This is a genomic window from Streptomyces sp. NPDC047886 (assembly GCF_043204435.1).
GTDB lineage: Bacteria > Actinomycetota > Actinomycetes > Streptomycetales > Streptomycetaceae > Streptomyces.
Genome location: NZ_JBIDCF010000007.1, coordinates 98,822 through 115,732, shown reverse-complemented (window position 1 = coordinate 115,732; position 16,911 = coordinate 98,822). Strand labels below are relative to the sequence as shown.

The 16,911-nt window shown below is 74.0% G+C and carries 14 protein-coding genes; 10 read left to right on the top strand and 4 right to left on the bottom strand.

Features of this window, described 5'->3' with window-relative positions:
* The first annotated feature begins 13 nt into the window (after positions 1 to 13).
* Positions 14 to 1,177, top strand: coding sequence for a serine hydrolase domain-containing protein (locus ACGF5U_RS23355; protein WP_392715085.1), 1,164 nt, complete (start codon positions 14 to 16; stop codon positions 1,175 to 1,177).
* A gap of 230 nt (positions 1,178 to 1,407) precedes the next feature.
* On the opposite strand, the gene ACGF5U_RS23350 is transcribed toward ACGF5U_RS23355, so the two are convergent.
* On the bottom strand, positions 1,408 to 1,857 hold the full coding sequence (locus ACGF5U_RS23350) for an SRPBCC family protein (RefSeq protein WP_392715084.1): 450 nt from the start codon (positions 1,855 to 1,857) through the stop codon (positions 1,408 to 1,410).
* 185 nt (positions 1,858 to 2,042) lie between these two features.
* Between ACGF5U_RS23350 and ACGF5U_RS23345 the strand changes: the two genes are divergently transcribed.
* Positions 2,043 to 2,891 carry a sulfurtransferase gene (locus ACGF5U_RS23345; protein ID WP_392715083.1) on the top strand — a complete coding sequence of 283 codons (849 nt, stop codon included), beginning with the start codon at positions 2,043 to 2,045 and terminating at the stop codon, positions 2,889 to 2,891.
* A 164-nt stretch (positions 2,892 to 3,055) separates the two neighbouring features.
* Positions 3,056 to 4,765, top strand: coding sequence for a PA14 domain-containing protein (locus ACGF5U_RS23340; RefSeq protein WP_392715082.1), 1,710 nt, complete (start codon positions 3,056 to 3,058; stop codon positions 4,763 to 4,765).
* 119 nt (positions 4,766 to 4,884) lie between these two features.
* Here the strand turns inward: ACGF5U_RS23340 and ACGF5U_RS23335 are convergent, their stop codons facing one another.
* The 3 genes from ACGF5U_RS23335 to ACGF5U_RS23325 all read right to left on the bottom strand — a co-directional run bounded on the left by ACGF5U_RS23335 (position 4,885) and on the right by ACGF5U_RS23325 (position 9,005).
* Complete coding sequence (locus ACGF5U_RS23335; protein WP_392715081.1) at positions 4,885 to 5,379, bottom strand: YbaK/EbsC family protein; 495 nt, start codon at positions 5,377 to 5,379, stop codon at positions 4,885 to 4,887.
* Positions 5,380 to 5,473: 94 nt separating this feature from the next.
* On the bottom strand, positions 5,474 to 7,105 hold the full coding sequence (locus ACGF5U_RS23330) for a penicillin-binding transpeptidase domain-containing protein (RefSeq protein ID WP_392715080.1): 1,632 nt from the start codon (positions 7,103 to 7,105) through the stop codon (positions 5,474 to 5,476).
* Between the two features lie 124 nt (positions 7,106 to 7,229).
* The gene (locus ACGF5U_RS23325) at positions 7,230 to 9,005 is read right to left on the bottom strand and encodes a dolichyl-phosphate-mannose--protein mannosyltransferase (protein WP_392715079.1); all 1,776 of its coding nucleotides are present in this window, start codon (positions 9,003 to 9,005) and stop codon (positions 7,230 to 7,232) included.
* A 52-nt stretch (positions 9,006 to 9,057) separates the two neighbouring features.
* Between ACGF5U_RS23325 and rsmI the strand changes: the two genes are divergently transcribed.
* From rsmI to ACGF5U_RS23290, 7 genes are all read left to right on the top strand, one after another.
* Positions 9,058 to 9,933: a 16S rRNA (cytidine(1402)-2'-O)-methyltransferase gene (gene rsmI, locus ACGF5U_RS23320; RefSeq protein ID WP_392715078.1), complete on the top strand. Its 876-nt coding sequence runs from the start codon at positions 9,058 to 9,060 to the stop codon at positions 9,931 to 9,933.
* Between the two features lie 442 nt (positions 9,934 to 10,375).
* On the top strand, positions 10,376 to 10,891 hold the full coding sequence (locus ACGF5U_RS23315; RefSeq protein ID WP_392715077.1) for a hypothetical protein: 516 nt from the start codon (positions 10,376 to 10,378) through the stop codon (positions 10,889 to 10,891).
* A gap of 28 nt (positions 10,892 to 10,919) precedes the next feature.
* On the top strand, positions 10,920 to 11,789 hold the full coding sequence (locus tag ACGF5U_RS23310; RefSeq protein ID WP_392715076.1) for a TatD family hydrolase: 870 nt from the start codon (positions 10,920 to 10,922) through the stop codon (positions 11,787 to 11,789).
* Positions 11,790 to 11,885: 96 nt separating this feature from the next.
* Entirely contained in the window at positions 11,886 to 13,154 is a 1,269-nt protein-coding gene (locus tag ACGF5U_RS23305; protein WP_392715075.1) for a ubiquitin-like domain-containing protein, read from the top strand.
* A complete protein-coding gene (gene rsmA, locus ACGF5U_RS23300) occupies positions 13,151 to 14,011 on the top strand; it encodes a 16S rRNA (adenine(1518)-N(6)/adenine(1519)-N(6))-dimethyltransferase RsmA (protein WP_392715074.1) in 861 nt (286 codons plus the stop codon). The genes ACGF5U_RS23305 and rsmA overlap by 4 nt, the downstream gene beginning before the upstream one ends.
* Positions 14,008 to 14,907: a 4-(cytidine 5'-diphospho)-2-C-methyl-D-erythritol kinase gene (locus ACGF5U_RS23295; RefSeq protein ID WP_392715073.1), complete on the top strand. Its 900-nt coding sequence runs from the start codon at positions 14,008 to 14,010 to the stop codon at positions 14,905 to 14,907. The genes rsmA and ACGF5U_RS23295 overlap by 4 nt, the downstream gene beginning before the upstream one ends.
* A gap of 94 nt (positions 14,908 to 15,001) precedes the next feature.
* The gene (locus tag ACGF5U_RS23290) at positions 15,002 to 16,801 is read left to right on the top strand and encodes an ABC-F family ATP-binding cassette domain-containing protein (protein WP_392715072.1); all 1,800 of its coding nucleotides are present in this window, start codon (positions 15,002 to 15,004) and stop codon (positions 16,799 to 16,801) included.
* Positions 16,802 to 16,911 lie beyond the last annotated feature (110 nt).

Sequence of the window (16,911 nt, the reverse complement as noted above, 5' to 3'; positions counted from 1 at the left end):
GGAGCCACAGGGAATGGACGTCCGGGGCACGGTGGAGGCGGGCTACGAGCCGGTCGGGGACGCGTTCCTGCGGAACTTCGAGCAGCGCGGCGAGCGGGGCGCGGCCGTCGCCGTCTACCGGGACGGCCGGAAGGTCGTCGACCTGTGGGCCGGCACGAAGGACGTGGACGGCACGGCACCGTGGGCGGTGGACACGGCCCAGGTCGTGCGTTCCGCGACGAAGGGCGTCGCCGCCGCCGTACCCCTGCTGCTGCACCAGCGCGGGCAGCTCGACCTGGACGCGCCGGTCGGCACGTACTGGCCGGAGTTCAAGGCGGCGGGCAAGGAGCGGGCGCTGGTCCGCCACCTGCTGTCGCACCAGGCGGGCGTCCCCGTACTCGACGCTCCGCTCGGCCTCGCCCAGGCCCTGGACCCCGACGCGGCCACGGCCGCGATCGCCGCCCAGGCCCCGGTGTGGGAGCCCGGCACCGACCACGGCTACCACGCGCACACCTTCAGCTGGCTGCTGGCGGGCCTCGTCCAGCGGGTCACGGGGCGGCCCATCGGCCGCTGGGTCGCCGAGGAGATAGCCGGCCCGCTCGGCCTCGACCTGTGGCTCGGCCTCCCGGCCGACGAGTCGCACCGGGTGGGCCGCATCGGCGCCCTGCCGGAGGCGCCCGCCGCGTCCGGCGGCCTGGCGCTCCGCCCCAAACGCTCCGTCGCGGCCGCGTACGAGGACCCGGCCTCGCTCACCCGGCGGGCGTTCGCGGTGATCGACCCGACACCCGACGAGAACGCCCCGGAGTACCGCGCGGCCGGGCTGCCCGGCTCCGGCGGCATCTCCACGGCCCGCGCCCTGGCCCGCTTCTACGCCGCGACGCTCGGCCCGGTCGACGGCCACCGCCTGTTCGCCCCGGCGACCCTCGCCCTGGCCCGTACGGAGGAGTCGGCGGGCCCGGACCGCGTCCTGGTGGTGGGCACCAGGTTCGGCCTCGGCTACATGCTGCACGGCCCCGCGTCCCCGCTGCTCGCCCCCGGCTCCTTCGGCCACCCGGGCCGGGGCGGCTCCCTGGGCTTCGCCGACCCCGAGTCGGGCATCGCGCTCGGCTACGTCACCAACGGCATGCGCAAGGGCGTCACGGCCGACCCGAGGGCCCAGGCCCTGATCCGCGCGGTCCGCAAGGCGACCGCCGGATAGCCGGGGCCCGGGGAAGGCACCACCCGGGCCGCGCGCCCCGGCACGCACCGGAGCCGCGCACCTGCGGGACAGCGCACCCGGCTCCGACGCCACCATGGTCTGCCGGACACCTCTAGCGGCGGCCCGGCGGCCCGGCCGCCGGAGCCGCAGCCGCAGCCGGAGCCGGGGCCGGGGCCGGGGTCGGAGTCGGGGCCGGGGTCGGAGTCGGGCCGGGTTTGGCTCCGTGGCCGCTACGCGGCGTCGCGCTCCAGGATGTTCTTCAGCGTCCGTTCGTTCTTCGGCATCTCCTTGCGGGCCTTCGGCCGGACGACCATCGGCACGAGCACCTTGCCGAGGCCGTGCGCCTCGAAGTCGAGGTCGAGCGTCAGACGTGAGCGCCTGCCCTCGTCGAGCGGCTCGACCACCCCGTGCACGTCTCCCCTGACGGGCCCGTCGACGCCCTGGAGCCGCCAGCTGCGGGGCGGATCGAACTCGGTGACCTCCATGGTCATCGGCATCTCGCGGCGGCCGATCCGCCGGGTGACCTGGACCCTGGAACCCAGCCCCAGCACGGTGGCGCCGACCCGGTGCGCGGAGACGGCGCTCTCCTGCCACTCGGGCAGGTGCGACGGGTCGGTGACGTACGCGTAGACATCCTCGGGGCGACGGTCGATCTCGACGGATTCCTTGATGGTGGACATGGGTCTCCCCCTTCACAGGGATCTCCCTTCCATGCTCCCGCCGTCCGGGCGGGGCGCCAACCCCACCCCGCCCCGGGCCGTTGACAGCCGCCGAGAGACGCTGCGATCTTGAGGCGCGGCCGCCGACCGTTGGCCGATGCACCTACAGCGGGCCGGTGACACCGGCCGGAGAAGCGGGGGCCGCCATGCACACCGGAACGCCACTGATCGGCGTCGACCGTCTCGCCGCCGTCCTCGGCGAACCCGGCCTCGTGGTCCTCGACGCCTCCGTGGGCGCGCACCGGGCCGCGGAGCGGCGCATACCGGGAGCGCGGGTCTTCGACATCGACGGCGCCCTGTCCGACCCGGCGTCACCGCTGCCGCACACCATGCCCGGCGCCGACGCGTTCACCGGAGCCGTACGCGCGCTCGGCGTCCACGACACCGACACGGTCGTCGTCTACGACGGCGCCGGGATCTACTCCAGCGCCCGCGCCTGGTGGATGTTCCGCGCCATGGGCTTCGACCGGGTAGCCGTCCTCGACGGCGGGCTGCCCGCCTGGGAGGCCGCCGGGCTGCCGGTCACCGGCGAGGCCCCGCCCGCCCCCGCGCGCGGGGACTTCACCGCACGACCGCGCCCCGGAACGCTCGTCGGCGCGGCCGACGTGGCCGCCGCGCTCGCCGCGCCCGGTACGGCCGTACTGGACGCCCGCACCCGGGGCCGGTTCGCGGGCACGGAGCCCGAGCCCCGGCCGGGGCTGCGCGGCGGGCACATGCCCGGCGCGGTGAACCTGCCGTTCGGCGACCTCCAGGACGGTGCGGGGCGGATGCGCCCGGCGGCCGAGCTGCGCGCCGCGCTCACCGCCGCCGCGGGCGACCGCGAACGGCTCGTCCTCAGCTGCGGATCCGGTGTCACCGCCTGCGTCCTCGCCCTCGGCGCCCACCTCGCCGGCTACCGCGACCTCGCCGTGTACGACGGCTCCTGGAGCGAATGGGGCCTCCCCTCCGACCTCCCCGTCCTCCCCGTCGCCACCGGCCCCGCGCCCGGTCTGTGACCGCCTGGCCGGAGCGCGGGGACGCGCTGTAAAGTCCCGCTCGGCGGGATCACCGGCCCCACCCGTACCGCCGCCCCCTCACACCTCACCGTTCTCGTTGCCTGCCCATGCCCGGCGCCCGCTGTCCCGGCTCCCGTCGCATGGGCTGAAGGGGCACTCCTTCTGTGATCACTCGTCACCGGGTGGGAACGCTCGCCGTTACGGCCGTTCTCGCCGCCACCGGCGGTCTCGTCACCGCCACCCCGGCCTCCGCGGCCGTCACCTGCGCCTCCCCGGTCTGGAAGGTGCAGTACTTCGCCAACACGTCGCTCAGCGGTACGCCCAAGCTCACCGGCTGCGACGCGGCGATCAGCGAGAACTACGGTTACGGCGATCCGCCGGGCGTCGTCCTGCCGAAGGACAACTTCTCCGTACGGTGGTCGGTCACCCGGGACTTCGGCTCCGGCGGACCGTTCACGCTGACCGCCGCCACCCAGGACGGCATCCGGGTCTACGTCGACGGCGTCCGCCGCGTCGACGTGTGGAAGAACGTCTCCACCACCCAGAAGCGCGCCGTCAACCTCACCATCCCGGCCGGCCGGCACACGCTCCGCGTCGACTTCGTCGCCTGGACCGGCGCGGCGAACGTCGCGTTCACGTACGCGCCCCGCACGTCCGCGACCGTCGACACGGTGAGGCCGCTCGCCCCGACCGGCACCTCCGTCGCCTACGACGCGGCCGCGAACCGGGCCACGCTGCGCTGGGCCGCGAACAAGGAGATGGACCTCTCCGGCTACCGCGCCTACCGGCGCGCCGACGGGTCCTCCACCTGGTCGCGGATCGGCAGCAGCGGCCTGTCGGCCGTCGATTATCCGCCCGCCACCGGCAAGCGGTACTTCTACGAGGTCCGCGCCGTCGACAAGGCGGGCAACGAGTCCGCCGGCAGCGTCGACCAGCCCGTCACCACCGTCGACCGGACCGCGCCCGTCGCACCGGCCGGACTGAAGGCGACCGACGGCCCTGCCGGTGTGGCGCTCTCCTGGACGCCGGTGCCGGACGCGGCGACGTACACGGTCCACCGGCAGCGGCACCACGAGGCCGACGAGTACGAGCCGGTGACCAAGGTCGCCACCGTGACCTCAGCCGCCTGGACCGACCCCACCGGCGACGAGCGGACCGGCTACACCTACTGGATCCGTGCCGCCGACGCGGCCGGCAACGTCTCCCTGCCGGGGAGCACCCAGGTGGTCCGGGGCGACCATCCGCCCGCCCCGCCGACGGGCCTGACCACCGCGCTGAACGCCCGGTCCGAAGTCGAGCTGACGTGGACGCGGTCCACCAGCCAGGACGTCACCTCCTATCTGGTGTACCGCTCGGAAACCTCACCCGTGCCCACCGGCGGCGAGCCGTTCCGGCAGATCTGGGGCAACTCGTACACCGATGTGAGCGCCGGCTACGGCAGGACCTACCACTACGCCGTCGTCGCCGTCGATGGGGCGCGCAAGAGGAGCGTCGCCTCCGCCGAGGTCTCCGTCACCACCCCCGGCGACCGTGTCGCGCCGCTGCCCGTCACCGGGCTCACCGCCACGGCCCGCGAGGACGGGGTGCTGCTGGAGTGGGACGCCAACACCGAACCCGACCTCAAGCGCTACGACGTCTACAAGGGCGTCTGGCACCCGGACGAGGACGACGAGGAGGGCGGTGTGTGGCTGTACCACCACATCGCCTACCTCGGCGAGGAGGACACCTCCTGGCTGCACGCGGTCACGCCCGAGGGACGGACCGTGCGCTACGCCGTCGTCGGTGTGGACGACTGGGGCAACCACAGGGTGAGGACCGGTGAGGACGTCGCCATGGTCGAGGTCACGGAGCTCGGCGGCCCGCCCGCCGGGTGACCGTCCCGGCTCGTCCGTATGGACCAGGGCCGCCGCCCGGAGACCGGGCGGCGGCCCGCGCCGTCTCAGCGCGGCGACAGCATCAGCGCGATGCCCGCCACCATCAGGGCGGGGCGCGGTCACGCCGTTCGCTCGCGTACGTCGGCCAGGACGCCGCCCGCGTGGGCGATCAGCGTCTTCGGATCCAGCGGGAACACCGTGTGCGGGGTGCCCGCCGCCGCCCACACCACGTCGTGGTCGAGCAGGCCCCGGTCGGCCAGCACCCGTGTCCGCGTCCGGTGGCCGAACGGCGGGACGCCGCCGATGGCGTAGCCGGTCGCCTCCCGTACGAGCCCGGCGTCGGCTCGCTCCACCCGCTGGGCGCCCAGCTCGTGCCGTACGCGTTCGACGTCGACCCGGGAGGAGCCGTCCATCAGGACGAGGACGGGTACGCCGTCGGCGGTGAAGATCAGCGACTTGACGATCTCGCCCGGCGCGCAGCCGATCGCCGCGGCGGCCTGCGCGGCCGTCCGTACGGCGTCCGGGAAGCGGCGGACCTCGACGTCCAGCCCCAGCGCGCGCAGCGCCTCGGCGAAACGGGGATGGGCGGGGGATGCGGATGCGGCGTCGGTCATGCCGCCGCACGCTAGCGGCCGTGTATCCGCCACGCGACCGGGTTATCCGCCCCGCGCCAGCCCGGACCGCCGTCCGAGGGGTTCCCCGGGGGCGTCAGCGGGCCTTGAGGACCGTGGCCACCAGGGGGCCGGCCGCGTCGCCGCCGTGGCCGGCGGCCTGGACGACCGCCGCCGCCGCGAGGTCGTCGGCGAACGCGGCGAACCAGCTGTTCGACGCGCCCTGGTTGTCGACCTCCGCCGAACCGGTCTTCGCGCCCTTGTCGCCGCCGACGCCCGCCATGGCGGCCGCGCCGGTGCCGCCGCTCCGCGCGGTGGCGCGCATCATCTCGCGCAGCTGCTGGGCGGCGCCGGGCTCCAGGCCGCGTGCCGCGGTGGCGATCTGCCGGTCGTCCAGCGAGCGCGGCACGAGCACCGGCTGCTTGAACCAGCCGTTCTTCGCGGTGGCGGTGATGGACGCCATGTTGAGCGCGTTCATCTGGATGGTGCCCTGGCCGATGTACTGGGCGGCCGCCTCGCCGCCCGTGGCCTCCGGCACGGAGCCGTCCCAGGAGGCGATGCCCGTCTGCCAGTTCAGGCCGATGCCGAAGACGTCGCGGGCCTCCCTGGGGAGCGCCGCGTCGTCGTTCGCGTCGTCGATCAGCTTGATGAAGGCGGTGTTGCAGGAGCGGGCGAAGCTCCGCGTGAACGTGCCGCCGTCGATCTGGAAATGGTCGAGGTTGTGGAAGGTGCGGCCGTGGTACATGACGTTCTTCGGGCATTCGGCGACCCGGTCCGCGGCGACCAGGCCCTTCTCCAGCAGCAGCGCCGCCGTCACGATCTTCATCGTGGAGCCGGGCGCCTGCTTGCCGAGGAACGCCGCGTTGAAGCCGTCCGCGCGGTTGTTGGCGACCGCGCGTATCTCGCCGGTGCTCGGCTTGATGGCGACGACCGACGACTCGCCGTACCGTTTCACCGCCTGTTCGGCGGCGGCCTGCACCCCGGCGTCGAGGGTGGTGGGCACTTCGCCCGGCGTGCCCTCGCGCAGCGTCAGCAGCGTCCGGGCGGGTGCGGAGCCGCCCTCGCCGCCCGCGACGACCAGTTCGACGCCGGGCGTGCCACCGGCGTCGGCGCCGTACTTCTCGCGCAGCTGGTCCAGGACGGGCCCGAGCGAGGGGAACTTCTCCCTGGTGAGCTCGGTGCCGTTGCGGTCGACGGCCTTGATGGCGGGCGCCCCGGACGTGGTCACCTGCAGTTGTTCGCCGGCCCGCAGCGCGGGGTGGACGACCGATGGCTTCCAGTCGACGCGTGGCTTCCCGGTCGCCAGGCCGCGTACGACGGTCAGTTCGGACGTGTAGGTCCAGGGTTTGCGGGCGTCCCCGTACTCGACGGTGCCCGCGACGGTGAACGGCACCTTCGCCCCGGTCGCCGTGCCGGGCGTCAGCTTCAGTCCTTCGACCCGGGCGTCGGCGCGGTACGCGGTGAGCACGGGCTCTGCCGTCGTCGGGTCGTTGGTGAGGCGCGCCGCCTTCACCGCGTCCCCGGCGGCCCAGGCGGCCAGGAACTCCCTGGCCGTCGTGTCGATCTCCTCGGCGGTGACCGGCCCGGTCTCCCGGTGCGTGGTGGTGCCCGTGCTGGTGGTCGTGCCGCCGGTCACCCCGTTCCACACGTTGTACGCGCCGTATCCGACGCCGCCGGCGACGGCGGCGAACACGCCCCCGACGACCGCCACTTTCGCTCCACTGCGCATCTCGCAGCCTCCCCCTCCCCGAGAGGCCCCCTTGAACACGTTCAAGGGGGCAGTGGAGTAGACCCTACGGGACCGATGTGACGACCGAGTAGGGCGTTATCCGAACGCGACCGAACAGAAACGCTCAGACCCAGGTATCCAGCCACATCCGCCCGCGCCAGTCGTCCATCGGGATCGCCTGCCCCGTGAACAGCGGCCAGAAGTAGATGAAGTTCCAGATGATCAGCAGCACCAGCACGCCCGCGCCGACCGCCCCGATCAGCCGTCGCCGTTCGGTCAGCCCGTGCGGATCGGGCGGCCCCGCAGGGCCCAGCATCGCCCCGATCATCATCGCCACGGCCAGACACAGGAACGGGACGAACACGACCGCGTAGAATAGGAAGATCGTGCGCTCCTGGTACAGGAACCACGGCACCCAGCCCGCCGCGATCCCGCAGGCGATCGCGCCCGCCCGCCAGTCACGCCGGAAGAACCAGCGCCACAGCACATAGGCGATCGCGAAGCACGCGGCCCACCACAGCAGCGGGGTGCCGATGGCCAGGACCTCCCGCGCGCACTTGCCGCCGACGTCCGCGGGGCAGCCGTCGACCCCGGCCGCCGGGGCCTCGTAGAAGTACGACACGGGCCGGCCGAGCACGATCCAGCTCCACGGGTTCGACTGGTACGTGTGCCCGGACGTCAGGCTGACGTGGAAGCTGTACACCTCGTTCTCGTAGTGCCACAGGCTGCGCAGCCAGTCGGGGAACAGCCACGACCACGAGCTGTTCCGGCCGTCGCCCCGGCTCGCCCAGTCGCGGTAGTAGCCGTTGCCCGTGACGATCCAGCCGGCCCACGACACGACGTACGTGACGATCGCCACCGGCACCGTCGAGACGAACGCCGGCAGCAGATCGCGCCGCAGCACCGCCGCGTACGGGCGGAACGCCCCGGCCGTACGGCGCGCGCCGACGTCCCAGGCCACCGTCAGCACGCCGAAGGCGGCCAGGAAGTACAGGCCGTTCCACTTCGTCGCGCACGCCAGGCCCAGCATCAAGCCCGCCGCGAGCCGCCACGGGCGCCACCCGAGGCGCAGGGTCTCGGCGACCGTGTGGTCGGGCCGGAGCGCGCCGTCCTCGCCGGCCGGCAGCGCCCCGGCCAGCCGGGCCCGCGTCCGGTCCCGGTCGATCAGCAGACAGCCGAACGTGGCGAGCACGAAGAACATGACGACCTGGTCGAGCAGTGCCGTACGGCTCATCACGAAGTGCAGCCCGTCCACGGCCATCAGCCCGCCGGCCAGGCAGCCCAGGAACGTCGAGCGCAGCAGCCGCCGGCCGATCCGGCACAGCATCAGCACCGACAGCGTGCCCAGCACCGCCACCATGAAGCGCCAGCCGAACGGATCGAACCCGAACAGGTACTCGCCCAGGCCGATGATCCACTTGCCGACCGGCGGGTGCACCACATAGCCGGGGTCGGCGGGCACGGCCACCGCGTCCGGGTTCTGCAGGATCGCCTTGTCGACGTCCTTCGGCCATGAGCCCTCGTACCCCTGGTTGATCAGGGCCCAGGCGTCCTTGGCGTAGTACGTCTCGTCGAATATCACCGCCTTCGGCTCGCCGAGCCGCCAGAACCGCAGGGCGCCCGCGACCAGCGCCACCAGCAGCGGCCCGCCCCACGGCGCCCACCGCAGCAGCCGGTCCACCGCGCCCGGCGGCAGGCCGAGCAGCCGCCAGGGGCGGGCCGAAGGGCGGACGTACGGGGGAACCAGCCGGTCCCGCAGCCCGGTCAGCTGCCGGGGTGCGTATCCGAACCGGCGCAGGCGCTGCTGCCAGGAGGGCGGCGCGTGCCCGGCGTCACCGCCGGGGTCGGGTCCGTCCTGTCCGTCCTGTCCGTGCAGGGCCTTGGGCGCAGTACTGGTCACCGCGCCATCGTAGGGAACGCGTCTGTGCGCGTCGCTCGTCCGGGCTGCGAGGATGACACCTGTGACAGGAACGCTCGTACTCGCAGGTACTCCGATCGGTGATGTCGCGGACGCCCCGCCGCGGCTGGCCGCAGAACTGGAGACGGCCGACATCGTGGCCGCCGAGGACACCCGGCGGCTGCGGCGGCTGACCCAGGCGCTGGGGGTGCAGACGCGCGGCCGGGTGGTGTCCTACTTCGAGGGCAACGAGTCCGCGCGGACCCCTGAGCTGGTCGAGGCGCTCGCGGGCGGCTCCCGGGTGCTGCTGGTCACGGACGCGGGCATGCCGTCCGTGTCGGACCCCGGCTACCGCCTCGTCGCCGCCGCCGTCGAGCGGGACATCAGGGTCACGGCCGTCCCCGGCCCGTCCGCCGTGCTGACCGCGCTCGCGCTGTCCGGGCTGCCGGTGGACCGGTTCTGCTTCGAGGGCTTCCCGCCGCGCAAGGCGGGCGAGCGGCTCGGCCGGCTCCGCGAGGTCGCGGACGAGCGCCGCACCCTCGTGTACTTCGAGGCGCCGCACCGGCTGGACGACACGCTCGCCGCGATGGCCGAGGTGTTCGGCGCCGACCGCAGGGCCGCCGTGTGCCGGGAGCTGACCAAGACGTACGAGGAGGTCAAGCGGGGCCCGCTCGGCGAACTGGCGCGGTGGGCCGCCGAAGGGGTACGGGGCGAGATCACCGTCGTGGTCGAGGGCGCGCCCGCACCGGTCCCCGGCGAGCTGGACGCGGACGAGCTGGTGCGCAGGGTCCGCGTACGGGAGGAGGCGGGCGAGCGGCGGAAGGAGGCCATCGCCGCCGTGGCCGCCGAGGCCGGGCTGCCCAAGCGCGAGGTGTTCGACGCCGTGGTGGCGGCGAAGAACGCCGTCGCACCGCCCGCGCCGCCGTCCTGACGCGCAGGGCCCGCCGTACGGGCGCCCGCGCCCGCCGTCCCGGCGGCCCCGGGCCCGCCGACCTGACGCCCCGCGCCCGCCGTCGTGTCGGCCCATGCCGCCGTCCGGGCGCCCGAGCCCGCCGTCGTGTCGGCCCCGGGCCCGCCGACCTGACGCCCCGGGCCCGCCGTCCTGATGCCCCGGGCCCGCCACCCGCGCCGTCGTCCTGGCGCCCCGGCCGCCGGTCGCGTCGCCCGGGTCGCCGTCCTGGCGCCCGTCGTGTCGCCCCGGTCATGTCCGAAAAGGGCCCATCCGACCGTGAGGACTTATCCTGAAAGGCAAAGCCCAGACCGCGCGGCAGGCCTTTCGGCAGGGGAAGCCCCACAACCGGTCCAGCGATCGACAGGTGCCGACGCACTCCCGCCCGTGAAGGCGTCCACTGGTTCAGTGGAAAGGAGCTGGCATGAGCGAGACCACGAGCACCCCGGTCGGCCACGAGGCGTACGCCTTCGCGTGCATGAGGTGCGGATACGGCTGGGAACAGGCGTACGACATCGAGCACCACACGGACGCCACCGGTCATGAGTTCGTCGTCTACCGGGCGGACGGGCGCCGGGTGCCCTCCCCGCTGACCAAGCCGACCTGCGTCGACTGCGGCGGCCACACCGTACGGATCATGCGGGCGGGCCAGGTCTCGTCGGTCCTCGACGTGGTGGAGCAACTGGAGCACCGGCCCGGCGTGACCGGCAGGGCGGCCGCCCCGATCGCCACGGCCGGGCCCATCGGCCAGGAGCTGGCGGCCAGGCCGCCGGCGGCCGAGGCCACGCGGCACACGCCCGGAGCCGCGCCCGAAGCGCCCGGAGCGCCCGGAGCCGCGCCCGGAGCGACGGAAGCACCTGAAGCGCCGGAGTCCGCGCCCGATCCCGGGGCGCACCGCCGGCACTTCTCCGACCTGCTGCACCCCTTCCACCGGAGGTAGCCCGCGCCCCGCCTCGTACGATCGGGGCATGAGTGCCAAGGACGCCCCGCCGCCGCTGCCCGAACCGCTCCGGGTGGCCGTCGCCGATTCGCACACCCACCTGGACATGCAGTCCGGCACCGTCGACGAGGCCCTCACCAAGGCCGGACTCGTCGGTGTCGAGACCGTCGTCCAGGTGGGCTGCGACATCAAGGGCTCCCGGTGGGCCGCGGAGACCGCCGCCACGTACGCGAACGTCCACGCGGCGGTCGCCCTGCACCCCAACGAGGCGCCCCGGATCGTGCTCGGCGACCCCGACGGCTGGTCGCGGCAGGGGGCCCGCGAGGCCGGCGGGGACACCGCCCTGGACGACGCCCTCGGGGAGATCGACCGGCTCGCCGCCCTCGACCACGTCAAGGCCGTCGGCGAGACCGGCCTCGACCACTTCCGTACGGGCCCGGAGGGCAAGGACGCCCAGGAGCGCTCCTTCCGCGCCCATATCGAGATCGCCAAGCGGCACGGCAAGGCCCTCGTCATCCACGACCGCGACGCCCACGACGACGTCCTGCGCGTCCTCGCCGAGGAGGGCGCGCCCGAGCGGACCGTCTTCCACTGCTACTCGGGCGACGCCGACATGGCCCGGGTCTGCGCCGAGCGCGGCTACTTCATGTCCTTCGCCGGCAACGTCACCTTCAAGAACGCCCAGCCGCTGCGCGACGCGCTCGCCGTCGCCCCGCTGGAGCTCGTCCTGGTCGAGACCGACGCCCCGTTCCTGACGCCCGCGCCGTACCGGGGACGGCCCAACGCCCCGTACCTGATTCCCGTCACGGTGCGTGCCATGGCCGAGGTGAGGGGCGTCGACGAGGAGACCCTGGCGACGGCGATCGCCGTCAACACGGCGCGAGCCTTCGATTACTGACCGATAACGACCGAGGGTGCCGCAGGGTATCGGTACGACGCTCCGTGGTCGAGTCGCTTTGGAGAGTGACCGGGCCTCCGCTAGGGTCCCGGCCTCGTGAGCAACTCGCAGGGCAGTCACCGAGCCGCCGCACGCGGGCGCCGCGCCGCCGCCGAACCGGCGGCCGCCGCCCCCGAACCGGCGGCCGCCGGCGGTCGCGCCGAGGCCCGGCGCGCCGCCCGCCGCCGCAGGACCGGCCGGGCGGGCGGCGGCACCGGCCGGGCGGGGGCCGGGCCGGACGGGCTGCGCCGGCTCGTCCCGCAGGCCCTCGTCGTCGCCGTACTCGCGGGCGGCACGAGCGCGTTCGTCGCCGACGACAAGGCGGTCAGGCTCAGCGTCGACGGGGTCCCGCGCACCATGCACACCTTCGCCGACGACGTGAGCGAACTCCTCGCCGACGAGGGCGTGGCCATCGGCGACCACGATCTCGTCGCGCCCGCCCCCGCGGCCGCCCTCGCCAGCGGAGACGAGGTCGTCGTCCGCTACGGCCGGCCCGTGGTGCTCACCCTCGACGGGCACCGGCGCCGCCTGTGGACGACCGCCCGCACCGTCGACGAGGCGCTGCGCGAACTCGGTGTCCGCGCCGAGGGCGCCCACCTGTCGGTCTCCCGCTCCTCCGCGATCTCCCGCGAGGGCCTCGCCCTGCATGTCCGCACCGAGCGCACCGTGACGTTCCTCGCCGACGGCCGCGAACGCACCCTCCGCACCAACGCCGCCACCGTCCGCGAAGCCCTCCGGCAGGCCGCGATCGCCCTCGGCCCCGAGGACGCCACCTCCGTGCCGCTCAGCAGCTTCCCGCGCGACGGCCAGACCGTCACCGTCCTGCGGATCACCGGCACCCGCGAGGTACGTGACGAGCACATCCCGTACGCCACCGAACGCGTCGACGACGCCACCCTGTTCAAGGGCACCGAGGTCGTCGCCCAGCAGGGCAGGCACGGCGCCCGCCGCGTCACCTACGAACTGCGCACCGTCAACGGCGTCCGGCAGAAGCCCAGGAGGACCCGCGAGGAGGTGGTACGGGAGCCGGTCACCCAGATCGTGAAGGTCGGCACCAGGCCGCTTCCCTCGTCAGTCGCCGGGGCCGACGGGCTGAACTGGGGCGCCCTCGCCCAGTGCGAGTCCGGTGGCCGCCCCGACGCCGTCGACCCGTCCGGCACCTACGGCGGCCTCTACCAGTTCGACCCCGGCACGTGGCGGGCACTCGGCGGCAGCGGCCGCGCCCAGGACGCCCCCGCGACCGAGCAGACATACCGGGCGAAGAAGCTCTACGTGCAGCGGGGGGCGAGCCCGTGGCCGCACTGCGGCCGTAGGCTGTATCGGTGAGCACCACTGATCCCGACGCACTCCTCGGCCCCGCCGACATCCGTGAACTGGCCGCGGCGCTCGGCGTACGTCCCACCAAGCAGCGCGGCCAGAACTTCGTCATCGACGCCAACACCGTCCGGCGGATCGTCCGGACCGCCGACGTGCGCGAGGACGACGTGGTGGTGGAGGTCGGCCCCGGCCTCGGCTCGCTGACGCTGGCCCTGCTGGAGGCGGCCGACCGGGTCGTCGCCGTCGAGATCGACGACGTGCTCGCCGCCGCGCTGCCTACGACGATCGCGGCCCGCCTGCCCGCGAAGAAGGACCGCTTCGCGCTCGTCCACTCCGACGCCATGCACGTCGGCGCACTGCCGGGACCGCCGCCCACGGCGCTCGTCGCGAACCTGCCGTACAACGTCGCCGTGCCCGTGCTGCTGCACATGCTCGAAACCTTCCCGAGCATCGAGCGCACCCTCGTCATGGTGCAGGCCGAGGTCGCCGACCGGCTCGCCGCCCGCCCCGGCAACAAGGTGTACGGCGTGCCGTCGGTCAAGGCCAACTGGTACGCCGAGGTGAAGCGGGCCGGAGCCATCGGCCGCAACGTGTTCTGGCCCGCGCCCAACGTCGACTCGGGACTCGTCTCCCTGGTCCGCCGCGCCGAGCCGCTGGCGACCACGGCGACCAGGCAGGAGGTGTTCGCGGTCGTCGACGCGGCGTTCGCGCAGCGCCGCAAGACGCTGCGGGCGGCGCTGGCCGGCTGGGCCGGGTCGCCCGCCGCGGCGGAGGCCGCGCTGGTCGCCGCCGGTATCTCCCCGCAGGCGCGGGGGGAGTCCCTGACCGTCGAAGAGTTCGCCCGCATCGCGGAGGCCAAGGCGTGACCCCCAGCATCACCGTACGAGTCCCGGCCAAGGTCAACGTCCGGCTGGCGGTCGGCGCCGCGCGCCCCGACGGCTTCCACGACCTGGCCAACGTCTTCCTCGCCGTCTCCCTGTACGACGAGGTCACGGTCACCCCGGCCGACGCGCCGCGCGTCACCTGCTCCGGTCCCGACGCCGCCCAGGTGCCGCTGGACGCCACCAACCTCGCCGCGCGGGCCGCCGCCGCGCTCGCCGCCCGCCACGGCATCGCCCCGGACGTCCACATCCACATCGCCAAGGACATCCCCGTCGCCGGCGGCATGGCCGGCGGCAGCGCCGACGGCGCGGGCGCCCTCCTCGCCTGCGACGCCCTGTGGGGCACCGGCGCGTCCCGGGACGAGCTCCTCGACATCTGCGCCGAACTCGGCAGCGACGTGCCGTTCTCCCTGGTCGGCGGCGCCGCGCTGGGCACCGGACGCGGCGAGCGGCTGACCCCCCTGGAGGTCGGCGGCACCTTCCACTGGGTGTTCGCGATCGCGGACGGCGGCCTGTCGACCCCGGTCGTCTTCCGGGAGTTCGACCGGCTCACCGCGGGCACCGACGTCCCCGCACCGGCAGCGGCGCCCGAGCTGCTGGACGCCCTGCGCACCGGCGACACCGCCGCCCTCGCGGGCGCACTCGGCAACGACCTCCAGCCCGCCGCGCTCGCCCTGCGCCCCTCGCTCGCCGACACCCTCGCGGCCGGGACCGGTGCGGGCGCCCTCGCGGCGATCGTGTCCGGCTCGGGCCCGACGACCGCCTTCCTGGTGAAGGACGCGGACGCGGCGGAGACGGTGGCCCGTGCCCTGATCGCCTCGGGCACCTGCCGTACGGCCCGTACGGCCACCGGCCCCGCGCCCGGCGCGACCGTGCTGTAGGGGCGCGCCGGGGGCGGAAGCCGCCCGGGCGTCCTGGCCGCTCGCGGCAGGACCTACCCTGGAAGGCCGATCTCTTTCCCCGTACAGGAGTGAAATGGCCGCGAACCTCGTCAATGCCGAGGCAGTCAGCAAGGTGTACGGCACCCGTGCCCTGCTCGACGGTGTGTCCATCGGCGTTTCCGAGGGCGACCGGATCGGGGTCGTCGGGCGCAACGGCGACGGCAAGACCACACTGATCCGGGTGCTCGCCAAGCTGGAGGACACCGACACCGGCCGGGTCACGCACAGCGGCGGACTGCGGCTCGGCGTCCTCACGCAGCACGACTCGCTCGACCCGGCCGCCACCGTCCGGCACGAGGTCATCGGCGACATGGCCGACCACGAGTGGGCGGGCAACGCCAAGATCAGGGACGTGCTCACCGGGCTCTTCGGCGACCTGCACCTGCCGGGCTTCGACCAGGGCCTCGACACCGTCATCGGGCCCCTCTCCGGCGGTGAGCGCCGGCGCATCGCGCTGGCCAAGCTGCTCATCGCCGAACAGGACCTGATCGTCCTGGACGAGCCGACCAACCACCTCGACGTCGAGGGCATCGCCTGGCTCGCGGCCCACCTGAGGGCGCGCCGCTCCGCGCTCGTCTGCGTCACCCACGACCGCTGGTTCCTCGACCAGGTCTGCACCCGCATGTGGGACGTGCAGCGCGGCACCGTCCACGAGTACGAGGGCGGCTACTCGGACTACGTGTTCGCGCGGGCCGAGCGCGAGCGGATCGCCGCGACCGAGGAGGCCAAGCGGCAGAACCTGATGCGCAAGGAGCTGGCCTGGCTGCGGCGCGGTGCCCCCGCCCGTACGTCCAAGCCCCGCTACCGCATCGAGGCCGCCAACGAGCTGATCGCCGACGTGCCGCCGCCCCGCGACACCTCCGAGCTGATGAAGTTCGCCAGCGCCCGGCTCGGCAGGACCGTGTTCGACCTGGAGGACGTGACCGTCACCGCCGGGCCCAAGATGCTCCTCAAGCACCTGACCTGGCAGCTCGGCCCGGGTGACCGCATCGGTCTGGTCGGTGTCAACGGCGCGGGCAAGACGTCCCTGCTGCGGGCACTCGCCGACGCGGCCGTCTCGCAGGGCGAGCGGCAGCCGGCCGCCGGCCGGATCACCGTCGGCAAGACGGTCCGCCTCGCCTACCTCTCGCAGGACGTCACCGAACTCCCGCCGGCGCTGCGCGTGCTGGAGGCCGTGCAGCAGATCCGCGACCGCGTCGACCTCGGCAAGGGCCGCGAGATGACCGCGGGCCAGCTGTGCGAGCAGTTCGGTTTCGCCAAGGAGAAGCAGTGGACGCCGGTCGGCGATCTGTCGGGTGGCGAGCGGCGCCGACTGCAGCTGCTGCGGCTGCTGATGGACGAGCCGAACGTGCTGTTCCTCGACGAGCCCACCAACGACCTGGACATCGAGACGCTGACGCAGCTGGAGGACCTCCTCGACGGCTGGCCCGGCTCGATGGTCGTCATCTCCCACGACCGGTTCTTCATCGAGCGGACCACGGACCGTACGTTCGCGCTGCTCGGCGACGCCACGCTGCGGATGCTGCCGCGCGGCATCGACGAGTACCTGGAGCGGCGACAGCGGATGATCGAGGCGGCGGCGCCCGCCCCGGCGGCCGCGCCCGCCGCGAAGAGCACCACCGCCGCGGACGCGCGTGCCGCGAAGAAGGAACTCCAGCGGATCGAGCGACAGCTCGACAAGATCTCCGAGAAGGAGACGAAACTCCACACGCAAATCGCCGATAACGCCACGGACTTCGAGAAGGTGGCGAAACTGGACGGCGAGCTCCGCGAACTGGCTGCGGAGCGTGAGGAGTTGGAGATGCGCTGGCTGGAACTCGCCGAGGACGCCTAGCCGGTGAGTCGTCGTACGGCTTCCTCAAAGCGGCGTAGAGAAGCCGTGGAGAGCCGATAACGGGGGTGTCACGGGGCCGTCCGCCCTTGGGAACAGGGGCGGACCGGACC